Consider the following 15,727-nt stretch of genomic DNA (forward strand, 5'->3'; position numbering starts at 1 on the left):
GGCGCGGGTCAGCGGACGTCGTAGACGAGGACGGGGGTGCCGTCGGCGCGCAGCAGCTCCAGCCGGACCAGCTCCGCGTCGGTGAACCGGGTCGCGCCGGTGATCCGCAGGTCGTCGCCGGGCGCGGCGAGCCAGGACCCGACCTGCTCCGTCGCGCCGCCCGGGCCGTGCGCCACCAGCCGGAAGGTGTACGCCTTGGCGTAGCCGGCCTTCGCGTCGTACCCGCAGCGCATCTTCACCTCTGTGCCCCATTCGGTGCCGTTGAGGGCGATCTCGGCGTGCACCGGCACCGTCCCGGCGACCGGCTGCATGGCGACCATCCGCACCTCGACCGGGGTCGGGCCGGCCGCCTCCCGGGGCAGCAGGACGGCGGTGCCGGCGCCGACGACCAGGGCCAGCGCGGCGGCCGCGAGCGCGGTGAGGGCGTACCGGCGGCGGGTGGCCGACCGCTCCCGGCGGCGGCGCTCCCGCGCGGCGGCGAGCAGTTCGGGCACCCTGGGGTCCTCCGGCGGCGGCAGGAACTGCTCCAGCCCGGCCGGGTCGAGCCGGCCGAGCAGCCCGGGCAGGACGGCGATCTCGGCGACCGCCTGCCGGCAGGCGGCGCAGCCGGCGAGGTGCCGCTCGTAGGCCACCCGGTCGGCGGGGGCCAGCGCACCCAGCACGTACGCGCCGTCGTCGTGCGCGAACTCGCACCGGGTCATTCCGTCACCCCCATCTCGGCCAGGACCAACCGTAGTGAGCGCAGGGCGTAGTGGGTCCGGGACTTGACCGTGCCGGGCGGTACGCCCAGCCGGGAGGCCGCCTCCGCCACCGACCGTCCCTGGTAGAAGCACTCGACCAGCACCTCCCGGTGGGTGGGGCTGAGCCGGTTCAGCGCCTCGGCGACGGTCCACGCCTCCACCGCGCGTTCCGCCTCGTCCACGGCCTCGGAGGGCTCGGGCAGCTCGTCGGTGTAGACCTCGCCGACCCGGGCGGAGCGGCGCCGCCAGGCGTCGATGGCCAGGTTGCGGGCGGTGGTGAAGAGCCAGGACCGGACCGAGCCGCGCGTCGGGTCGAGCGACTCCGGGTGCCGCCAGGCCCGCAGCAGCGTCTCCTGCACCAGGTCCTCGGCCCGCTGCCGGTCGCCGTTGACCAGCCGCAGGGCGTGCGCGTACAGCGCCTCGGCGTGCTCGTCGTGCAGCGCGCGGAGCAGGTGGGCGTCGTGGTCGCTGATGGCGGGTCTCCTCGCTGTCGGCGCGAGTCCGGCGGTGGCGTTCGCCCGGGAATACGTGCCGCCGCCCCGAACGGTTCAGCCGCAGGTCACCGTGGCACCCCTGGCCGAGGTGTTCACGCCCGGTTCACACCGTCGCCGACGGTCGCTCACCGCGCCGGTGCGGCAACGCGTGCGACCACCCCGTGCCCAACACGTCCGACAACGCTTCACCAACCAGGACGCGCTGAGCGCCGAGCAGCTGCGGATCGCGATGGCCGCGCACGGCATGTCCGTGGTGAAGCTGGAGCGGGTCGACGGCACCGGGCAGTGGCGGCCGGTCACCAAGGGCCGGCGGCCGTACAACCGGCGGGTCACGGCGCTGGCCACGAAGTTCGAGCCGGCCGGCGACAGCGCGGGTCAGCCGTGCTGGCGGAGCACGGCGACGGACGGCTCGTCCGCGCCCGATCCGGCCCCAGTGCCGGCGGGACCGGCGTGCGGCGGTCCGGTCCGGCCGGCCGGCCGCTGGTCGGCGGGCGGGACGAGGAAGGCCGGCCGGCGGGCGTTCGTGAGCCACCGCAGCGCCCACTCGACCGGGCCGTAGCGGAACCGGCGCAGCCAGAGCGCGCTCACGACCAACTGGACCGCGAACACCGCCAGGGCGAAGGCGACGAGCGCCAGCGGGGAGAACGTGCCGGCGAGCCCGAAGCCGATGCCGGTGAAGGCGACCAGGCCGGCCACCGACTGGCCCAGGTAGTTGGTGAGGGCCATCCGGCCGGCCGGTGCGAGCGCGGCCCGGACCGCCGCCGTGCGCGGGTTGTGCATGATCCGCAGTAGCGTCGCCACGTACGCGGCGGCCAGCATCGGCGCCGTCGCGACGCTCGCCGCGACCCCGAGGGAGTTGTCGTTGCCGCCGCTGGCGGTGTACACGACCGAGCCGAGCAGCCCGATCGGGAAACCGACCCACTGGATCCGGCGCAGCACCGGCTCGCCGCCGGTGACCCGGGCCAGCCACTGCCGGCGCCCGGCAACCATGCCGACCAGGAACATGCCCAGCGCGGTCGGGCCCTGCATGGACGCCGCCTGGACGAGCAGCAGCGGCAGGCCGGCGAGGTGCCCCTCGATGACGGCCCCCCAGCCGCCGAGCAACGCCCGCGTCGCCTCCGCACCGTTGGCCAGCGCCTCGGCCTCCCCGGGCAGGAACGCCGAGCGGTCCACGAACAGTGCGCCGGCGACCCCGCTGAGCACCACGAGGGCGTAGAGGGCCACCGCGATCCGGATCGCCGTGCGGTCCCGCACGTCGCGCAGCAGGAGCAGCACCAGGCACGCCACCGCGTACGTGACGAGCACGTCACCGCCGTAGAGGAAGACGGTGTGCAGGGCGCCGATGACGAGGAGCCCGGCGATCCGGCGGAGCATGCGCGCCGAGAAGGCCGCGCCGGCCCGGCTTGCCGCCGCCATCTGGAGCGTGAAGCTGTACCCGAAGAGGAACGAGAAGAGCACGTAGAACTTCATGTCGACGAACACGGCGGAGAGCACGCGCACGGCGTGGTCGAGCCCCGAGTCGAAGTCGGGGTCGGTCACCAGGTTCCCCGGATAGCCGGAGGCCATGAAGGTGACGTTGACGACGAATATCCCGAACAGTGCGAATCCCCGGACCGCGTCGACGTCGAACACCCGCCGCGCCGAACCCTGTGTAGTCACAATCCACCCTCTTCGTGTTCTGCGTATAAGATACAGAGTACGTCATACAGAGTTATCGAGATCTAGAGTGAGCACAAGACCCCCGGGCGGAGGACGAGGAGATTTCGACGTGGCGCAACAGCCGCTGCCCCCCGTGGTGGCCCGCATGTGGGGCCGCGAGGCAATCCCTCGGCACGGCCCTCGACCCAGCCTCGACCTGGGCCGGATCGTCGACGCCGCGATCCGGATCGCCGACCGCGAGGGCCTGGAGGGGGTGAAGATGAGCAGCGTCGCAGGTGAAGTCAGGGTGGCGACGATGTCCCTGTACCGCTACGTCGGCAGCAAGGACGAGCTGTTGATCGTGATGGCGGACGCTGCCGCACCCGAGCCACCCGTCCTCGACGGACAGCCGTGGCGCGACTACCTGACCGACTGGACCCGGGCCCACCGGGACTTCCTGCTCGCCCGGCCCTGGCTGCTGGCGCTCGGCCAGCACACCCCGCCCGCCGGACCACGGGCGCTGCGGTGGCTCGACCGCGCGCTCGCCGCGCTCGCCGGCACCGGGCTCGGTCACGGCGAGCGGCTCAACATCGTGACCACCCTGACCGGCTACGCCACCCGGCAGGCGTCCCTGGCCCACGCTCTCAACAGCGCGGCCGGCGCCGCCGAGGACGGCTCGATCTCCGGGCTAGCCGACTACGGCCACGTCCTCGCCCAGGTCGTCGACCCGGACGGCTACCCGGAGCTGGCCGCCGCCCTGCGCGCGAACGCGTTCGGCGCCGCCGAGCAATGGATCGACGACGCCGACTTCACCTTCGGGCTCGACCTGCTCCTCGACGGCATCCAGGCGCTCGTCGCGCGGCAGGGCCCGGCCGGGGGCGCCCCGGGGATCGGGTAGGTGAGATGGCGGTCTCCTCGCTGTCGGCGCGAGTCCGGCGATGCGTTCGCACGGGAATACATGCCGCCGTCCCGATCGGTTCAGCCGCAGGTCACCGCAGGAGTCCGGCCGAGGTGTTCACGCCCGGTTCATGCCGTCGCCGACGGTCGCTCACCGCGCCCTCCTAGCGTCCGGCGGGTACGCACGCCAGCGGCTGGTCCGGCGTGCACCGACCCCCATCAGGAGGCTCCTTCCATGAGCGACCGTCCCCGGCTGCTCCCGTTGCTGGGCGCCACCCGCCACGGCAGCCGCGACGCCATGACCTGTCTCTACCGGTGCGGCAACGCGTGCGACCACCCCGTGCCCAACACGTCCGACAACGCGTACTTCGGGGACGTGGTGAACGCGGAGGTGTCCCGGCGCGGCGTGGTCCGGGCCGGCGCGGTCGGCGCGCTGGTCCTCGGCTTCGGCGGCGCGGTGGCCGGCGCCGCCCCCGCCGCGGCGGCCCCCGCCACCCCCGTGGTCCCCGGTGCCGCCGGTTTCGACCGTCCCGCTGGCGGCGTCGGCAGCGGCGCGCTGACCTTCAAGCCCGTCCCGCCGAACACCCTCGACAGCCTCGTCGTGCCCAACGGGTATGACCACGCGGTCGTCCTGCGCTGGGGCGACCCGGTCGTGCCGGGCGCCCCCGATTTCGACGTGCGCGCCCAGACCGCCGCCGCCCAGGCGGGGCAGTTCGGCTACAACAACGACTTCGTCGGGGTGCTGCCGCTGGACGGGCGGAAGCGTGCCCTGCTCGTGGTCAACCACGAGTACACCAACGAGGACCTGATGTTCCCCGGCTTCACCAGCCAGGACGCGCTGAGCGTCGAGCAGCTGCGGATCGCGATGGCCGCGCACGGCATGTCCGTGGTGGAGCTGGAGCGGGTCGACGGCACCGGGCAGTGGCGACCGGTCACCAAGGGCCGGCGGCAGTACAACCGGCGGGTCACGGCGCTGGCCACGAAGTTCGAGCTGACCGGGCCGGCCGCCGGCTCGGCGCACCTGCGGACCGCCGCCGACCCGAAGGGCCGTACGGTCGTCGGCACGCTGAACAACTGTGCCGGCGGGGTGACCCCGTGGGGCACCGTGCTCTCCGGCGAGGAGAACTTCAACCAGTACTTCGTCGGCGGCGACGCGGTCGCCGAGGAGGTGAAGCCGAAGCTGGCCCGGTACGGCATCACCACCACCACCCGTTACCCGAGCGGCAGCCGCAAGTGGGAGCGCGCCGACGAGCGGTTCGACCTGGCGAAGCACCCGAACGAGGCCAACCGGCACGGCTGGATCGTGGAGATCGACCCGTACGACCCGGAGAGCCGCCCGCGCAAGCACACCGCGCTGGGCCGGTTCAAGCACGAGGGCGCGAACGTCATCGTCGCGAAGAGCGGGCACGTGGTCGCGTACATGGGCGACGACGAGCGCTTCGACTACCTGTACAAGTTCGTCTCCGACAAGAAGTTCATGAAGGGCAACTCCTGGGTCGCCCGCCGGCACAACCTGACCCTGCTGGAGTCGGGCACCCTCTACGTCGCCGAGCTGAAGCAGAGCAGCGCCGGCGAGATCGACGGCTCCGGCCGGCTGCCCTCCGACGGCGCGTTCAACGGCCGGGGGCGCTGGATCAGGCTGGTCAGCGGCAACCGCTCGTACGTCGACGGGATGACGGCCGCCGACGTGCTCACCTTCACCCGGCTGGCCGGCGACAGGGTCGGGGCGACCAAGATGGACCGCCCGGAGGACGTCGAGCCGAGCCTGCTCACCGGCAAGGTGTACGTGGCGCTGACCAACAACACCGACCGGGGCAAGGCCGGCAAGCCGGCCGCCGACGAGGCCAACCCGCGCAACCTGAACAAGCACGGTCAGGTGCTGGAGCTGGTCGAGGACCGCGGCGACAACGCGGGCGAGACCTTCGCCTGGTCGCTGCCGATCGTCGCCGGTGACCCGGCGGACCCGTCGACCTTCTTCGCCGGGTACGACAAGACGACGGTCTCCCCGATCTCCTGCCCGGACAACGTCGCGTTCGACGCCACCGGGAACCTCTGGATCTCCACGGACGGCAACGCGCTGGGCAGCAACGACGGCCTCTTCGCCACGGCCGTCGAGGGGCCGGAGCGGGGCCACCTGAAGCAGTTCCTCACCGTGCCGGTGGGCGCGGAGGCCTGCGGCCCGTTCATCACCGGGGACAACCGCTCGGTCTTCGTGGCCGTGCAGCACCCGGGCGAGCTGAGCGGGGCGTCGGTCGAGAAGCCGGCCTCGAACTGGCCGGACGGCGACTACGCCAAGCCGGGCGTGGTGGTGGCCTGGCGCCTGGACGGCGGGCCGATCGGCAGCTGACCACTCCTCGGGCGGTCGGCGCCGGACCGCCGTCGGGGCCCTCTCCCAGCCGGGGAGAGGGCCCTCGGTCGTTGCGACCCGAAGCGACCGGCGCCGGGGCAGCGGGGCGGCGGGTGGAACACGGCAGCGCGCCCCGGGGCCGCCGGAGCGGCCCGCCCGGCCGGCGGCGGGCGGAATCAGCTGTCGACGGCCAGGTTGTCGGCGATCGTCCGGGCGACGGTGAGCAGCTTCGCCCGGACCACGCGGGCGGAGGTCATCATCTCGCCGGCCGGCAGCGCGCAGGCCAGCACCACCCGACGCTCCATGTCCTTGTCCGGGCTGACCAGCACGGCGGCGCAGGCCACGCCCTGCCGGAACTGCCCCAGCTCCAGCTGCATGCCCCGCCGGTCGCCGGCGGCCAGGTCGACCTCGAACGCCTCCGTGGTGGTCAGGGTGGCGGAGGTGAACGGGCGCATGCCGTAGTCGCGCAGGTAGCGGGAGCGCTGCTCGGCGGTCAGCGTGGCGAGCAGGGCCTTGCCGAGGGCGGTCGCGTGCGCCCCCTCGTCGAACCCGGGCACCAGGTCCTCCAGGTACGGCGAGCGCGGGCCCTCGGCCACGGCCGTGACCGCCACCTGGCCACCCACGAACCGGCCGAGGCAGTGGCTGTAGCCGGTGTCCAGGGCGGCGCGGCGCAGGCTCTCCCCGACCGCCGGCGGCCCCCGGAAAGCCGTTACCAGCTCGCGGTAGCGGTCGGCCACCTCCAGGCCCACGATGTACGTGCCGTCCTCGCGCCGGATCACGTAGCCCTCGTAGGCCAGGGTGCGGACCAGGTGGTAGGTCGTCGCCACGGTCAGCTCGCAGCGCCGCGCGATCTGCTTGACGGTGAGCCCTTTCGGGGCGCGACCGACCGACTCGAGCACGCGTAGCGCGCGGGACACACTCCGGATGAGATCCGAAGGTTCCGCCAAGGGGTCGCGCACAACCACCTCCGCCGCCGGGGACTTACACCATATGAAAAACAGGCCCGGTGCGAAATGCCTGTTCGGGTGGAGGATGCCAGATCGTCATGAACGCCGCGTTGCTCGACAGGCACGTACCGTGACGCAAACGCCGCTCGCGTAGGTTTGCCGGACCATGACCGACATCGCGTTGCAGCCCGCCCCGGGCGTCACCCCGCCCCGGCCTGCCCGGGCCGTGACCGGGGCCGTCGCCGTCACCATCGCCTGCGTCCTGCCGGTCTTCCTGCTCGGCGGGCTCGCCGTGCAGATGGGCGAGGACCTGGGCTTCTCCCCGGCCGGGCTGGGCCTGGCCGTGTCGGTCTACTTCGGGGTGGGCGCGCTGGCCTCGGTGCCCTCCGGCGTCCTCGCCGAGCGGCACGGGCCGACGGTGGTGGCCCGCGCCGGCATCCTGCTCTCCGCCGCCTGCCTGCTGGCCGTGGCGGGGCTGGCCCGCTCGTACCCGGTCCTGCTCGGGCTGCTCGCGCTTGCCGGCACCGCCAACGCCCTCGGTCAGCTCGCCAGCAACGCCACGCTCACCCGGCACGTGCCGGCCCGCAGACAGGGGCTGTCATTCGGGGTGAAGCAGGCCGCCGTCCCCGTCGCCACCCTGCTAGCAGGGGCGGCGGTGCCGACCGTGGCGCTGACGGCCGGCTGGCGCTGGGCGTTCGTGGCGGCGGCCGGCGCGGCCCTGGCGGCGCTGCCTGCCGTACCCGCGCGGGAGCCACGCCCCGCCCGGACGGCCGCCCCCGCCCGCGCCGGCCGCGCCACCGCGGCCCTGGTGGTGGTCGGGGCGGCCGCGACCTTCGCCGCGGCCGCCGCGAACGCGCTGGGCACCTTCGTGGTGGACTCCTCCGCCGGCCGGGGGCTGTCGCCGGCGCTGGCCGGGCTGACCCTGACCCTGGGCAGCGCGGTCTGCGTGGCGGCCCGGGTCGTCGTCGGCTGGCTCGCGGACCGCCGCCCCACCGGGCACGTCGCCCTCATCGCCGGCATGCTCGTGGTCGGCGCGGCCGGGCTCGGTCTGCTCGCGGCGGCCGGGCCGGTGCCGCTGGTGGCCGGCGTGCTGCTCGGCTTCGGCCTGGGCTGGGCCTGGCCGGGCCTGATGACGTTCGCGGTGGTCCAGCTGCACCCGCAGGCCCCGGCCGCCGCCACCTCGATCACCCAGACCGGGGTGTACGCGGGCGGCTGCCTCGGCCCGCTCGGCCTCGGCGCGGTGGCCGCCCACGCCGGCTACCCGGCGATGTGGGTCGTCGCCGCCGGGTCGATGCTGCTGGCCGCCGCCCTGATGCTCACCGGCAGCCGGATGCTCGCCCGCCGGTGAGCCCGGGCGGGCCGACCTGTCGGCACCGGGGGCTAGTTTGCCTGTCATGAACTCCTGGCATCACGCCCAGTCGGCCGCGCGCAAGTGGGGAGGCACCCCGGAGGACTACCTGCCGATCGAGGAGTTCATCGACTCCTCCAAGCAGATCATCGGCGACGTCCGGCACCGCGCGATGTACCACCACACCGCGGGCATCTACCTCTGCCAGCGGATCTTCGGCGACACGTTGCAAGTCGGCCGCAGGCGCGTACCGGTCCGCCTGATCGCCGAACGACACGTGCTGGAGGACCTCGGCTGGCTGCCCAGCCCCGCCGACTACTTCTCGGGAATGCCGATCCGTCCCTGGATGTCCGGCGCCCAGCGTAAGGACCTGCCCCTCTCCACCCTGCTCGGAGACGACACGTGAGTCACATCAGCTTTCTCGGCATCCCGGTCGAAGGCGACATCACCCCGGCCCGCCGGGTTACGCAGCGCCCCCTGGAGGAACTGCGGCCCCTGCTGTGGGCCCTGCTCGACGACGACGTCGTCACCGAGTTCGGCTGGCGGCAGTACTCGCCCTACTTCAACGACGGGGACACGTGCGACTTCAGCGTCGAGGGGTTCTGGGTGCGCACCACCGGCGACGGGCCTCGGGTCGACCCGAAAGACCTCGAGGTAGGCAAGTACGCGGAACCCCACCCCAGCCTCGGGGGTTCGCGGCGGGTCTCCGGCAGGCGCGGGCCCTACCAGGGCCGCGACGAGGCCCGCCACCAGCGCGCGTACGCCCTCGCCGTGGCGCTCGAGGAGGGCCACTTCGACAACGTCCTGCTGGATGCCTTCGGCGACCACGCCGAGGTGACGGTGCGCCGGGAGGGGATCCAGGTCCGGTACTACGTGCACGAGTGAGCGACCGACGGGCCGCCCCCGGGGCGTCAGCTGGTGCGGTCGGCGATGTAGTCGCAGAGGGATTCGAGGGCGCGGCGGGCCGGGCCCTGCGGGAGCGGCGAGAGCTGCTCCCGGGCGTCCTCGGCGTAGCTGCGGACCGTCTCCCGGGCCCGCTTGAGCGCCGGGCTCTCGCGCAGCAGGCCGAGCGCCTCGGCGTGCAGGTCGTCGTCGGTCAGCGGGCCGGTCGCCAGGATCTCCCGCAACCGCACCGAGGCGGCGTCGGCGTCGTCCGAGCCGAGCGCGTAGAGCACCGGCAGGGTCGGCACGCCCTCGCGCAGGTCGGTGCCGGGCGTCTTGCCCGACTCCACCGACTCCGAGGCGATGTCGAGCAGGTCGTCGGAGAGCTGGAAGGCCACGCCGATGGTCTCGCCGTAGCCGGCCAGCGCCTCGATGTGCTCCGGGGCGGCACCGCCGAACATGCCGCCGAAGCGGGCCGACGTGGCGATCAGCGAGCCGGTCTTGCCCGCGATCACGTCGAGGTAGTGGGCCACCGGGTCGTCGCCGGGGCGGGGGCCGACGGTCTCGGCGATCTGGCCGTGCACCAGCCGGGCGAAGGTGCGCGCCTGGAGGCGTACGGCCTCGATGCCCAGGTCGGCGGCGATGTCGGCGGCGCGGGCGAAGAGGTAGTCGCCGACGAGGATGGCGACCGAGTTGGTCCACCGGGAGTTGGCGCTCGGCGCCCCCCGGCGCACGGCGGCCTCGTCCATCACGTCGTCGTGGTAGAGCGTCGCCAGGTGGGTGAGCTCCATCACCACGGCGGCCGGTACGACCTGCGCCCTGGTCGGGTCGCCGAACTGCGCGCCCAGCGCCACCAGCAGCGGCCGGAACCGCTTGCCGCCGGCCTCCACGAGGTGCCTGGCGGCCTCCGTGACGAACGGGTCGGCGCTGGCCACGCTCGCCCGCAGCTCGGACTCGACGCCCTCCAGCAGACCCAGCACGGACGCCTCGACGCGGGGATCGGCGAGATAGAGGCCGAGCGCGCCGAACTGACTCGTGCTCACCCTGGTCCGACGGCCGCCGGACCCGGAGGCACCTGAACGCTCGCCAGCCGGATTCACCACGCCATCAACCATGCCACACCCCTCCGACCTGCCCGGGACGGGGGATACGGCGCGGGGGCCGGCACGCCGTGGCGTACCGGCCCCCGCGGGCGTGAGCGTCGGTCATCTGACAAATTCGGCGGCGCCGGTGGCCAGGTCGAGCAACGGCGCGGGCGCGACACCGAGCACCAGCGTGGCGAGCACGCCGATCATCAGCGCGGCCGAGGTCAGCCCGCCGGGCACGGCGACGGTCGGCGTCGACTCGCCGGGCTCGGAGAGCCACATCATCACCACGACCCGCAGATACGGGAAGGCCAGCACCATGCTGGTCAGCACGCCGGCGATCACCAGCCACGCCTGCCCGCCGTCGAGCGCCGGGCCGAAGACCGCGAACTTGCTCGTGAAGCCGCTGGTCAGCGGAATTCCGGCGAAGGCCAGCAGGATGAAGGTGAAGATCCCGGCGTAGAACGGCGAGCGCCGCCCCAGCCCGGCCCAACGGGACAGGTGGGTGGCCTCCCCGTCGGCGTCGCGCACCAGGGTCACCACGGCGAACGCGGCGAGCACCGAGAAGCCGTACGCGACCAGGTAGAACATCGTCCCGGAGATCCCGTCGGCCCCAGGCGCCAGCACGCCGACCAGCAGGTAGCCGGCGTTGGCGATGGAGGAGTACGCCAGCAGCCGCTTGATGTCGGTCTGGGTGACCGCCAACACCGCGCCGACCAGCATGGTCAGCACCGCCACCACGCCGAGGACCGGGGTGAAGTCCCACCGGGCCCCGTCGAAGGCGACGTGGAACACCCGCAGCAGGGCGCCGAACGCGGCGACCTTCGTGCAGGCGGCCATGAGACCGGTGACCGGGGTCGGCGCGCCCTGGTAGACGTCCGGGGTCCAGACGTGGAAGGGGGCCGCCGCCGCCTTGAAGAGCAGGCCGATGGCGAGCAGCGCCATGCCGGCGAAGAGCAGCACCGGGCTGGCCGGGGAGTTCGCCACGGCGGCGTCGATGGTGGCGAAGTCGACACCCGCCTGCCGACCCGGGACGCCCGACGTGAAGCCGTAGATCAGGGCCACGCCGAACAGGAAGAAGGCCGAGGCGTACGCGCCGAGCATGAAGTACTTCAGCGCGGCCTCCTGGCTCAGCAGGCGCCGGCGGCGGGCCAGCGCGCAGAGCAGGTACAGCGGCAGCGAGAAGACCTCGAGCGCGATGAACATGGTCAGCAGGTCGTTCGCCGCCACGAAGATCAGCATGCCGCCGATCGCGAACGTGGTCAGCGGGTAGACCTCGGTGAGGCCGTTCTTGCCCTCGGCCTGCCGGCGGTCGTCGGCCGACTCGGCGGTGACCGCGGCCTGGGCGACGAACGCCCCGCCCCGCTCCACCGAGCGCTCGCCGATGAGCAGCAGCGCCATCGCGGCGAGGACCAGGATCGCGCCCTGGAGGAAGAGCGTCGGCCCGTCCACCGCGATCGCCCCGCCGATCGTGATCTTCCGCTCGTCCGCCGCCAGCACCACCATGGTCAGCGCGGCGAGCACCGCCAGCAGGGCCATCGACAGCTGGACCACGTGCCGGAGCCGGCGGGGCACGAACGCCTCGACCAGCACGCCCAGCAGCGCGGCACCCAGCATGATCAGGGTCGGAGCGAGCGCCGCGTAGTCGATCGACGGCAGTTTCAGCTCAGTCACTGCGCAAACCTTTCGTTCGCGACTGCGGGGCTCGCAAGCTCACTCCTCTTGCTCACACCGAGCAGCCTTTCGTTCGCGACTGCGGGGCTCGCAAGCTCACTCCTCGCGCTCACTTTGCCGCCTCCTGGACGGTGCCGCCCGAGGTCGGGGCGGGGTCGGTCCGGCCGACGTCCTGCATGGTCGCCTGCACGGCCGGGTTGATCACGTCGGTGACCGGCTTCGGGTAGAAGCCGAGCAGCACGATCAGCGCGATCAGCGGGGCGACCACGACCTTCTCGCGAAGGTTCAGGTCGCGCTTCATGCCGTCGATCTGGGTCAGCGCCGGGTTGAGCGTGCCCTGGGTGGTGCGCTGCACCATCCACAGCACGTACGCGGCGGCCAGGATGATGCCGAGCGTCGCGATCACCGCGACCGGCTTGTTCACCGTGAACGTGCCGATCAGCACCAGGAACTCGGAGACGAACGGCGCGGTGCCGGGCAGCGCCAGCGAGGCCAGACCGGCGAAGAAGAGCACCCCGGCCAGGAGCGGCACCAGCTTGCCGGCGCCGCCGAAGTCGCTGATCAGCGCCGAGCCGCGCCGGGCGATGAGCATGCCCACCACCAGGAAGAGCAGGCCGGTGGCGAGCCCGTGGTTGACCATGTAGAGCACCGCGCCGGTGCCGGCCTGAGTGGTGAAGGCGAAGATGCCCACCCCGATGAAGCCGAAGTGCGCGATCGAGGTGTACGACACCAGCCGCTTCAGGTCGTTCTGACCGACCGCCAGCAACGCGGCGTAGATGATGCCGATCACGCCCAGCGCCAGCGCCCACGGGGCGAACCACTTGGCCGCGTCCGGGAACAGCGGCAGGCAGTAGCGCAGGATGCCGAAGGTGCCGACCTTGTCGAGCACGCCGACGAGCAGCGCCGCCGCGCCCGCCGGGGCCGCGCCACCGGCGTCCGGCAGCCAGGTGTGGAACGGGAAGAACGGCGCCTTGATCGCGAAGGCGAGGAAGAAGCCGAGGAACAGCCAGCGCTCCGTGCCGGTGGAGATGTCCACCTGGGACAGCGCCTGCCAGTCAAAGGTCTTCCCGCCGACGACCCAGAGGCCGATCACCGCGGCGAGCATGAACAGACCGCCGACCAGCGAGTAGAGGAAGAACTTCACGGCCGCGTACTGCCGCTGGTGACCGCCGTAGCTGCCGATGAGGAAGTACATCGGCACCAGCATGACCTCGAAGAACACGTAGAACAGGAAGACGTCGGCGGCGGCGAAGACGCCGATCATCGTGCACTCGAGGACGAGCAGCAGGGCGAAGTAGACCGGCACCGACCGCTTGGACGACTCGGCGTCGTGCCAGGACGCCAGGATCACCAGCGGCACGAGCACCGCGATCAGCATCAGCATCACCAGCGCGATGCCGTCGGCGGCGAAGGTGAAGTTGACGCCCCAGTTCGGGATCCACGCGTAGGACTCGCGGAACTGGAAGCGGTCACCGCCGACCTTGAAGGTCACCCACATGACCACCGACAGCGCCAGCACCAGCAGCGACCAGCCGAGCGCCACCTGCTTGGCCAGCTCCGGCCGGCTGCGCGGCAGGAAGGCCACCACCAGGGCGCCGACCAGCGGTGCCACGGTGAGCACCGAGAGGAACGGGAAGTCGGACATTATGCGGCCTTACCTCCGTCGTCACTGCGCGGTCCGCCGGTGACGGCCGCCTGGAAGAGGTCGATCACGCCAGCCACCCCGCCTCGACGGCCAGGAACGCCGCCAGGACCAGCAGCGCGCCGGTCAGGATCGAGGTGGCGTACGACCGGACGAAGCCCGTCTGGAGCCGCCGGAGCCGGCCCGAGCCGCCACCGATCCCCGCCGCGAGGCCGTTGACCAGCCCGTCGACGCCCCGGTTGTCCAGGTAGACCAGTGCCCGGGTGAGGAAGATGCCCGGCTTCTCGAAGACCGCCTCGTTGACCGCGTCCGTGTAGAGGTTCTTCCGGGCGGCGGTGACCAGCACCCCGGCCGGCTGCGGCGCGGTGGCCGTGCCGTTGCGGAACAGGAACCAGGCCAGACCCGCGCCGAGGACGGTGACCAGCAGCGAGAGCACGGTGATCACCGTGTGCGAGAGCACCGCGTGGTGCCCCTCCTCCTGGGCGCCCAGCCCGGCGGTGGCCTCCAGCCAGTCCGGCACCGAGGTGGCGAGCAGGAAACCGGCCCCGACCGAACCCGCGCCGAGCAGCACCAGCGGGATGGTCATCAGCTTCGGCGACTCGTGCGGCTGCTCGATGTCCTCCGTCCAGCGCTTCGGCCCGTGGAAGGTGAGCACGAAGAGCCGGGTCATGTAGAACGCGGTGAGCCCGGCGCCGAGCAGCGCTGCCATGCCGAAGAGCCAGGCCGTCCAGTCGTCCCGCTCGAACGCGGCCACGATGATCGGCTCCTTGGAGAAGAAGCCGGAGAACGGGAACATGCCGATGATGGCGAGCCAGCCCATCATGAAGGTGATCCAGGTGATCTTCATGTACTTCGACAGCCCGCCGAAGCGGCGGATGTCGACCTGGTCCTTCATGCCGTGCATGACCGAGCCGGCGCCGAGGAACATGTTGGCCTTGAAGAAGCCGTGCGCCAGCAGGTGCACGATCGCCAGCGCGTACGCCGCGCCGCCGAGGCCCACGCCGAGGAACATGTAGCCGATCTGGCTCACCGTCGACCAGGCCAGCACCCGCTTGATGTCGTCCTTGGCCGCGCCGATGATGCAGCCGATCAGCAGCGTCAGCGCGCCGACGCTCACCACCACCAGCTGGAGGGTGGAGTTGGCCGAGAAGATCGGGTTAGAGCGGGCGATCAGGTAGACGCCGGCGGTGACCATGGTGGCGGCGTGGATGAGCGCCGACACGGGGGTCGGGCCCTCCATCGCGTCCGGCAACCACGCCTGGAGCGGGAACTGGCCGGACTTGCCGGTCGCGCCGAGCAGCAGCAGCAGGCCGAGCACCAGCACCGTGGTCGCGGTCAGCGAACCGACCCCGTTGAAGACCTCGTCGTACTGGGTGGTGCCGAGGGTGGCGAACATGATGAAGATGCCGATCGCCAGGCCGGCGTCGCCGACCCGGTTCATCAGGAACGCCTTCTTGCCGGCGGTGGCGGCGCTGGGCCGCTCGTACCAGAAGGAGATCAGCAGGTACGACGCCAGACCGACGCCCTCCCAGCCGAAGTAGAGCATCACGTAGTTGTTGCCGAGCACCAGCAGCAGCATGGCCGCGACGAACAGGTTGAAGTAGGCGAAGAACCGCCGACGTCCCGCGTCGTGCGACATGTACTCGACCGCGTAGAGGTGGATCAGGAAGCCCACCCCGGTGATCAGCAGCACGAAGACGGCGGCCAGCGGGTCGAAGAGCAGACCGAAGTCCACCCGCAGGTCGCCGACCGTGATGAAGTCCCACAGGCTCAGTTCGACCGACTTGTTCTCCAGGCCACGCAACTGGAGGAAGTAGGTCAGGCCCAGCACGAACGCGGCGCCGATGGCGGCCACCCCGAGCCAGTGCCCCCAGCGGTCCGCCCGCCGGCCGAGCAGCAGCAGGACCGCTGCGCTGACCAGCGGAATCGCCACCAGCAGCCAGACGCTGCCCAGCAGCCCGTCCGCCGTCGCGTAGGCGACGGTGCCCACCGGCTCAGCCGGGGCGTTCGTCAGAATCGTTCCCACCGCAGGA

Annotated in this window: 13 protein-coding genes and 1 pseudogene; 6 read left to right on the top strand and 8 right to left on the bottom strand. The window is 72.3% G+C overall.

All coding sequences use genetic code 11. The annotated features are described in order from the left end of the window. Nucleotides 1-8 precede the first annotated feature (8 nt). Nucleotides 9-701 carry an anti-sigma factor family protein gene (locus tag ACLQ22_RS20010; RefSeq protein ID WP_425693635.1) on the bottom strand — a complete coding sequence of 231 codons (693 nt, stop codon included), beginning with the start codon at nt 699-701 and terminating at the stop codon, nt 9-11. Continuing rightward, nucleotides 698-1,192: a sigma-70 family RNA polymerase sigma factor gene (locus tag ACLQ22_RS20015; protein ID WP_425693768.1), complete on the bottom strand. Its 495-nt coding sequence runs from the start codon at nt 1,190-1,192 to the stop codon at nt 698-700. The genes ACLQ22_RS20010 and ACLQ22_RS20015 overlap by 4 nt, the downstream gene beginning before the upstream one ends. Before the next feature lie 226 nt (nt 1,193-1,418). Here ACLQ22_RS20015 and ACLQ22_RS20020 point away from each other — a divergent pair. Further along, nucleotides 1,419-1,634: pseudogene (locus tag ACLQ22_RS20020) on the top strand (phosphatase); the annotation flags it as partial. Here the strand turns inward: ACLQ22_RS20020 and ACLQ22_RS20025 are convergent. Beyond that, on the bottom strand, nt 1,610-2,893 hold the full coding sequence (locus tag ACLQ22_RS20025; RefSeq protein ID WP_425693636.1) for a DUF418 domain-containing protein: 1,284 nt from the start codon (nt 2,891-2,893) through the stop codon (nt 1,610-1,612). The pseudogene ACLQ22_RS20020 and the gene ACLQ22_RS20025 sit on opposite strands and share 25 nt — an antisense overlap. Before the next feature lie 109 nt (nt 2,894-3,002). On the opposite strand from ACLQ22_RS20025, the gene ACLQ22_RS20030 reads away from it, so the two are divergent. Next, a complete protein-coding gene (locus tag ACLQ22_RS20030; protein WP_425693637.1) occupies nt 3,003-3,770 on the top strand; it encodes a TetR/AcrR family transcriptional regulator in 768 nt (255 codons plus the stop codon). Between the two features lie 234 nt (nt 3,771-4,004). Then, complete coding sequence (locus ACLQ22_RS20035; RefSeq protein ID WP_425693638.1) at nt 4,005-6,116, top strand: PhoX family protein; 2,112 nt, start codon at nt 4,005-4,007, stop codon at nt 6,114-6,116. A gap of 176 nt (nt 6,117-6,292) precedes the next feature. Here ACLQ22_RS20035 and ACLQ22_RS20040 read toward each other — a convergent pair whose 3' ends face one another. Then, nucleotides 6,293-7,075 (bottom strand): IclR family transcriptional regulator, encoded by a 783-nt coding sequence (locus tag ACLQ22_RS20040; protein WP_425693639.1) that lies wholly within the window; start codon nt 7,073-7,075, stop codon nt 6,293-6,295. A 154-nt stretch (nt 7,076-7,229) separates the two neighbouring features. Here ACLQ22_RS20040 and ACLQ22_RS20045 point away from each other — a divergent pair, with 154 nt between their 5' ends. The 3 genes from ACLQ22_RS20045 to ACLQ22_RS20055 are packed head-to-tail and all read left to right on the top strand — an operon-like array spanning nt 7,230 to nt 9,296. Continuing rightward, nucleotides 7,230-8,411 (top strand): MFS transporter, encoded by a 1,182-nt coding sequence (locus ACLQ22_RS20045; protein WP_425693640.1) that lies wholly within the window; start codon nt 7,230-7,232, stop codon nt 8,409-8,411. A gap of 46 nt (nt 8,412-8,457) precedes the next feature. Continuing rightward, nucleotides 8,458-8,817: a DUF6915 family protein gene (locus ACLQ22_RS20050; RefSeq protein WP_425693641.1), complete on the top strand. Its 360-nt coding sequence runs from the start codon at nt 8,458-8,460 to the stop codon at nt 8,815-8,817. Next, nucleotides 8,814-9,296 carry a hypothetical protein gene (locus tag ACLQ22_RS20055; RefSeq protein WP_425693642.1) on the top strand — a complete coding sequence of 161 codons (483 nt, stop codon included), beginning with the start codon at nt 8,814-8,816 and terminating at the stop codon, nt 9,294-9,296. The genes ACLQ22_RS20050 and ACLQ22_RS20055 overlap by 4 nt, the downstream gene beginning before the upstream one ends. A gap of 26 nt (nt 9,297-9,322) precedes the next feature. Here ACLQ22_RS20055 and ACLQ22_RS20060 read toward each other — a convergent pair whose 3' ends face one another. From ACLQ22_RS20060 to nuoL, 4 genes are all read right to left on the bottom strand, one after another. Continuing rightward, the gene (locus tag ACLQ22_RS20060; RefSeq protein WP_121397077.1) at nt 9,323-10,408 is read right to left on the bottom strand and encodes a polyprenyl synthetase family protein; all 1,086 of its coding nucleotides are present in this window, start codon (nt 10,406-10,408) and stop codon (nt 9,323-9,325) included. A gap of 90 nt (nt 10,409-10,498) precedes the next feature. Then, nucleotides 10,499-12,052 carry an NADH-quinone oxidoreductase subunit NuoN gene (gene nuoN, locus ACLQ22_RS20065; RefSeq protein WP_121397078.1) on the bottom strand — a complete coding sequence of 518 codons (1,554 nt, stop codon included), beginning with the start codon at nt 12,050-12,052 and terminating at the stop codon, nt 10,499-10,501. A gap of 109 nt (nt 12,053-12,161) precedes the next feature. Beyond that, entirely contained in the window at nt 12,162-13,697 is a 1,536-nt protein-coding gene (locus ACLQ22_RS20070; protein ID WP_089002423.1) for an NADH-quinone oxidoreductase subunit M, read from the bottom strand. Nucleotides 13,698-13,761: 64 nt separating this feature from the next. Then, nucleotides 13,762-15,720 (bottom strand): NADH-quinone oxidoreductase subunit L, encoded by a 1,959-nt coding sequence (nuoL, locus tag ACLQ22_RS20075; protein WP_425693643.1) that lies wholly within the window; start codon nt 15,718-15,720, stop codon nt 13,762-13,764. Nucleotides 15,721-15,727: the final 7 nt, after the last annotated feature.

This window comes from Micromonospora sp. DT178 (assembly GCF_049841695.1).
Lineage (GTDB): Bacteria > Actinomycetota > Actinomycetes > Mycobacteriales > Micromonosporaceae > Micromonospora.

Coding starts and splice junctions, on each gene's coding strand:
- ACLQ22_RS20010 (WP_425693635.1), bottom strand. CDS start 701: ATGACCCGGTGCGAGTTCGCGCACGACGACGGCGCGTACGTGCTGGGT.
- ACLQ22_RS20060 (WP_121397077.1), bottom strand. CDS start 10,408: ATGGTTGATGGCGTGGTGAATCCGGCTGGCGAGCGTTCAGGTGCCTCC.
- ACLQ22_RS20050 (WP_425693641.1), top strand. CDS start 8,458: ATGAACTCCTGGCATCACGCCCAGTCGGCCGCGCGCAAGTGGGGAGGC.
- ACLQ22_RS20045 (WP_425693640.1), top strand. CDS start 7,230: ATGACCGACATCGCGTTGCAGCCCGCCCCGGGCGTCACCCCGCCCCGG.
- ACLQ22_RS20070 (WP_089002423.1), bottom strand. CDS start 13,697: ATGTCCGACTTCCCGTTCCTCTCGGTGCTCACCGTGGCACCGCTGGTC.
- ACLQ22_RS20035 (WP_425693638.1), top strand. CDS start 4,005: ATGAGCGACCGTCCCCGGCTGCTCCCGTTGCTGGGCGCCACCCGCCAC.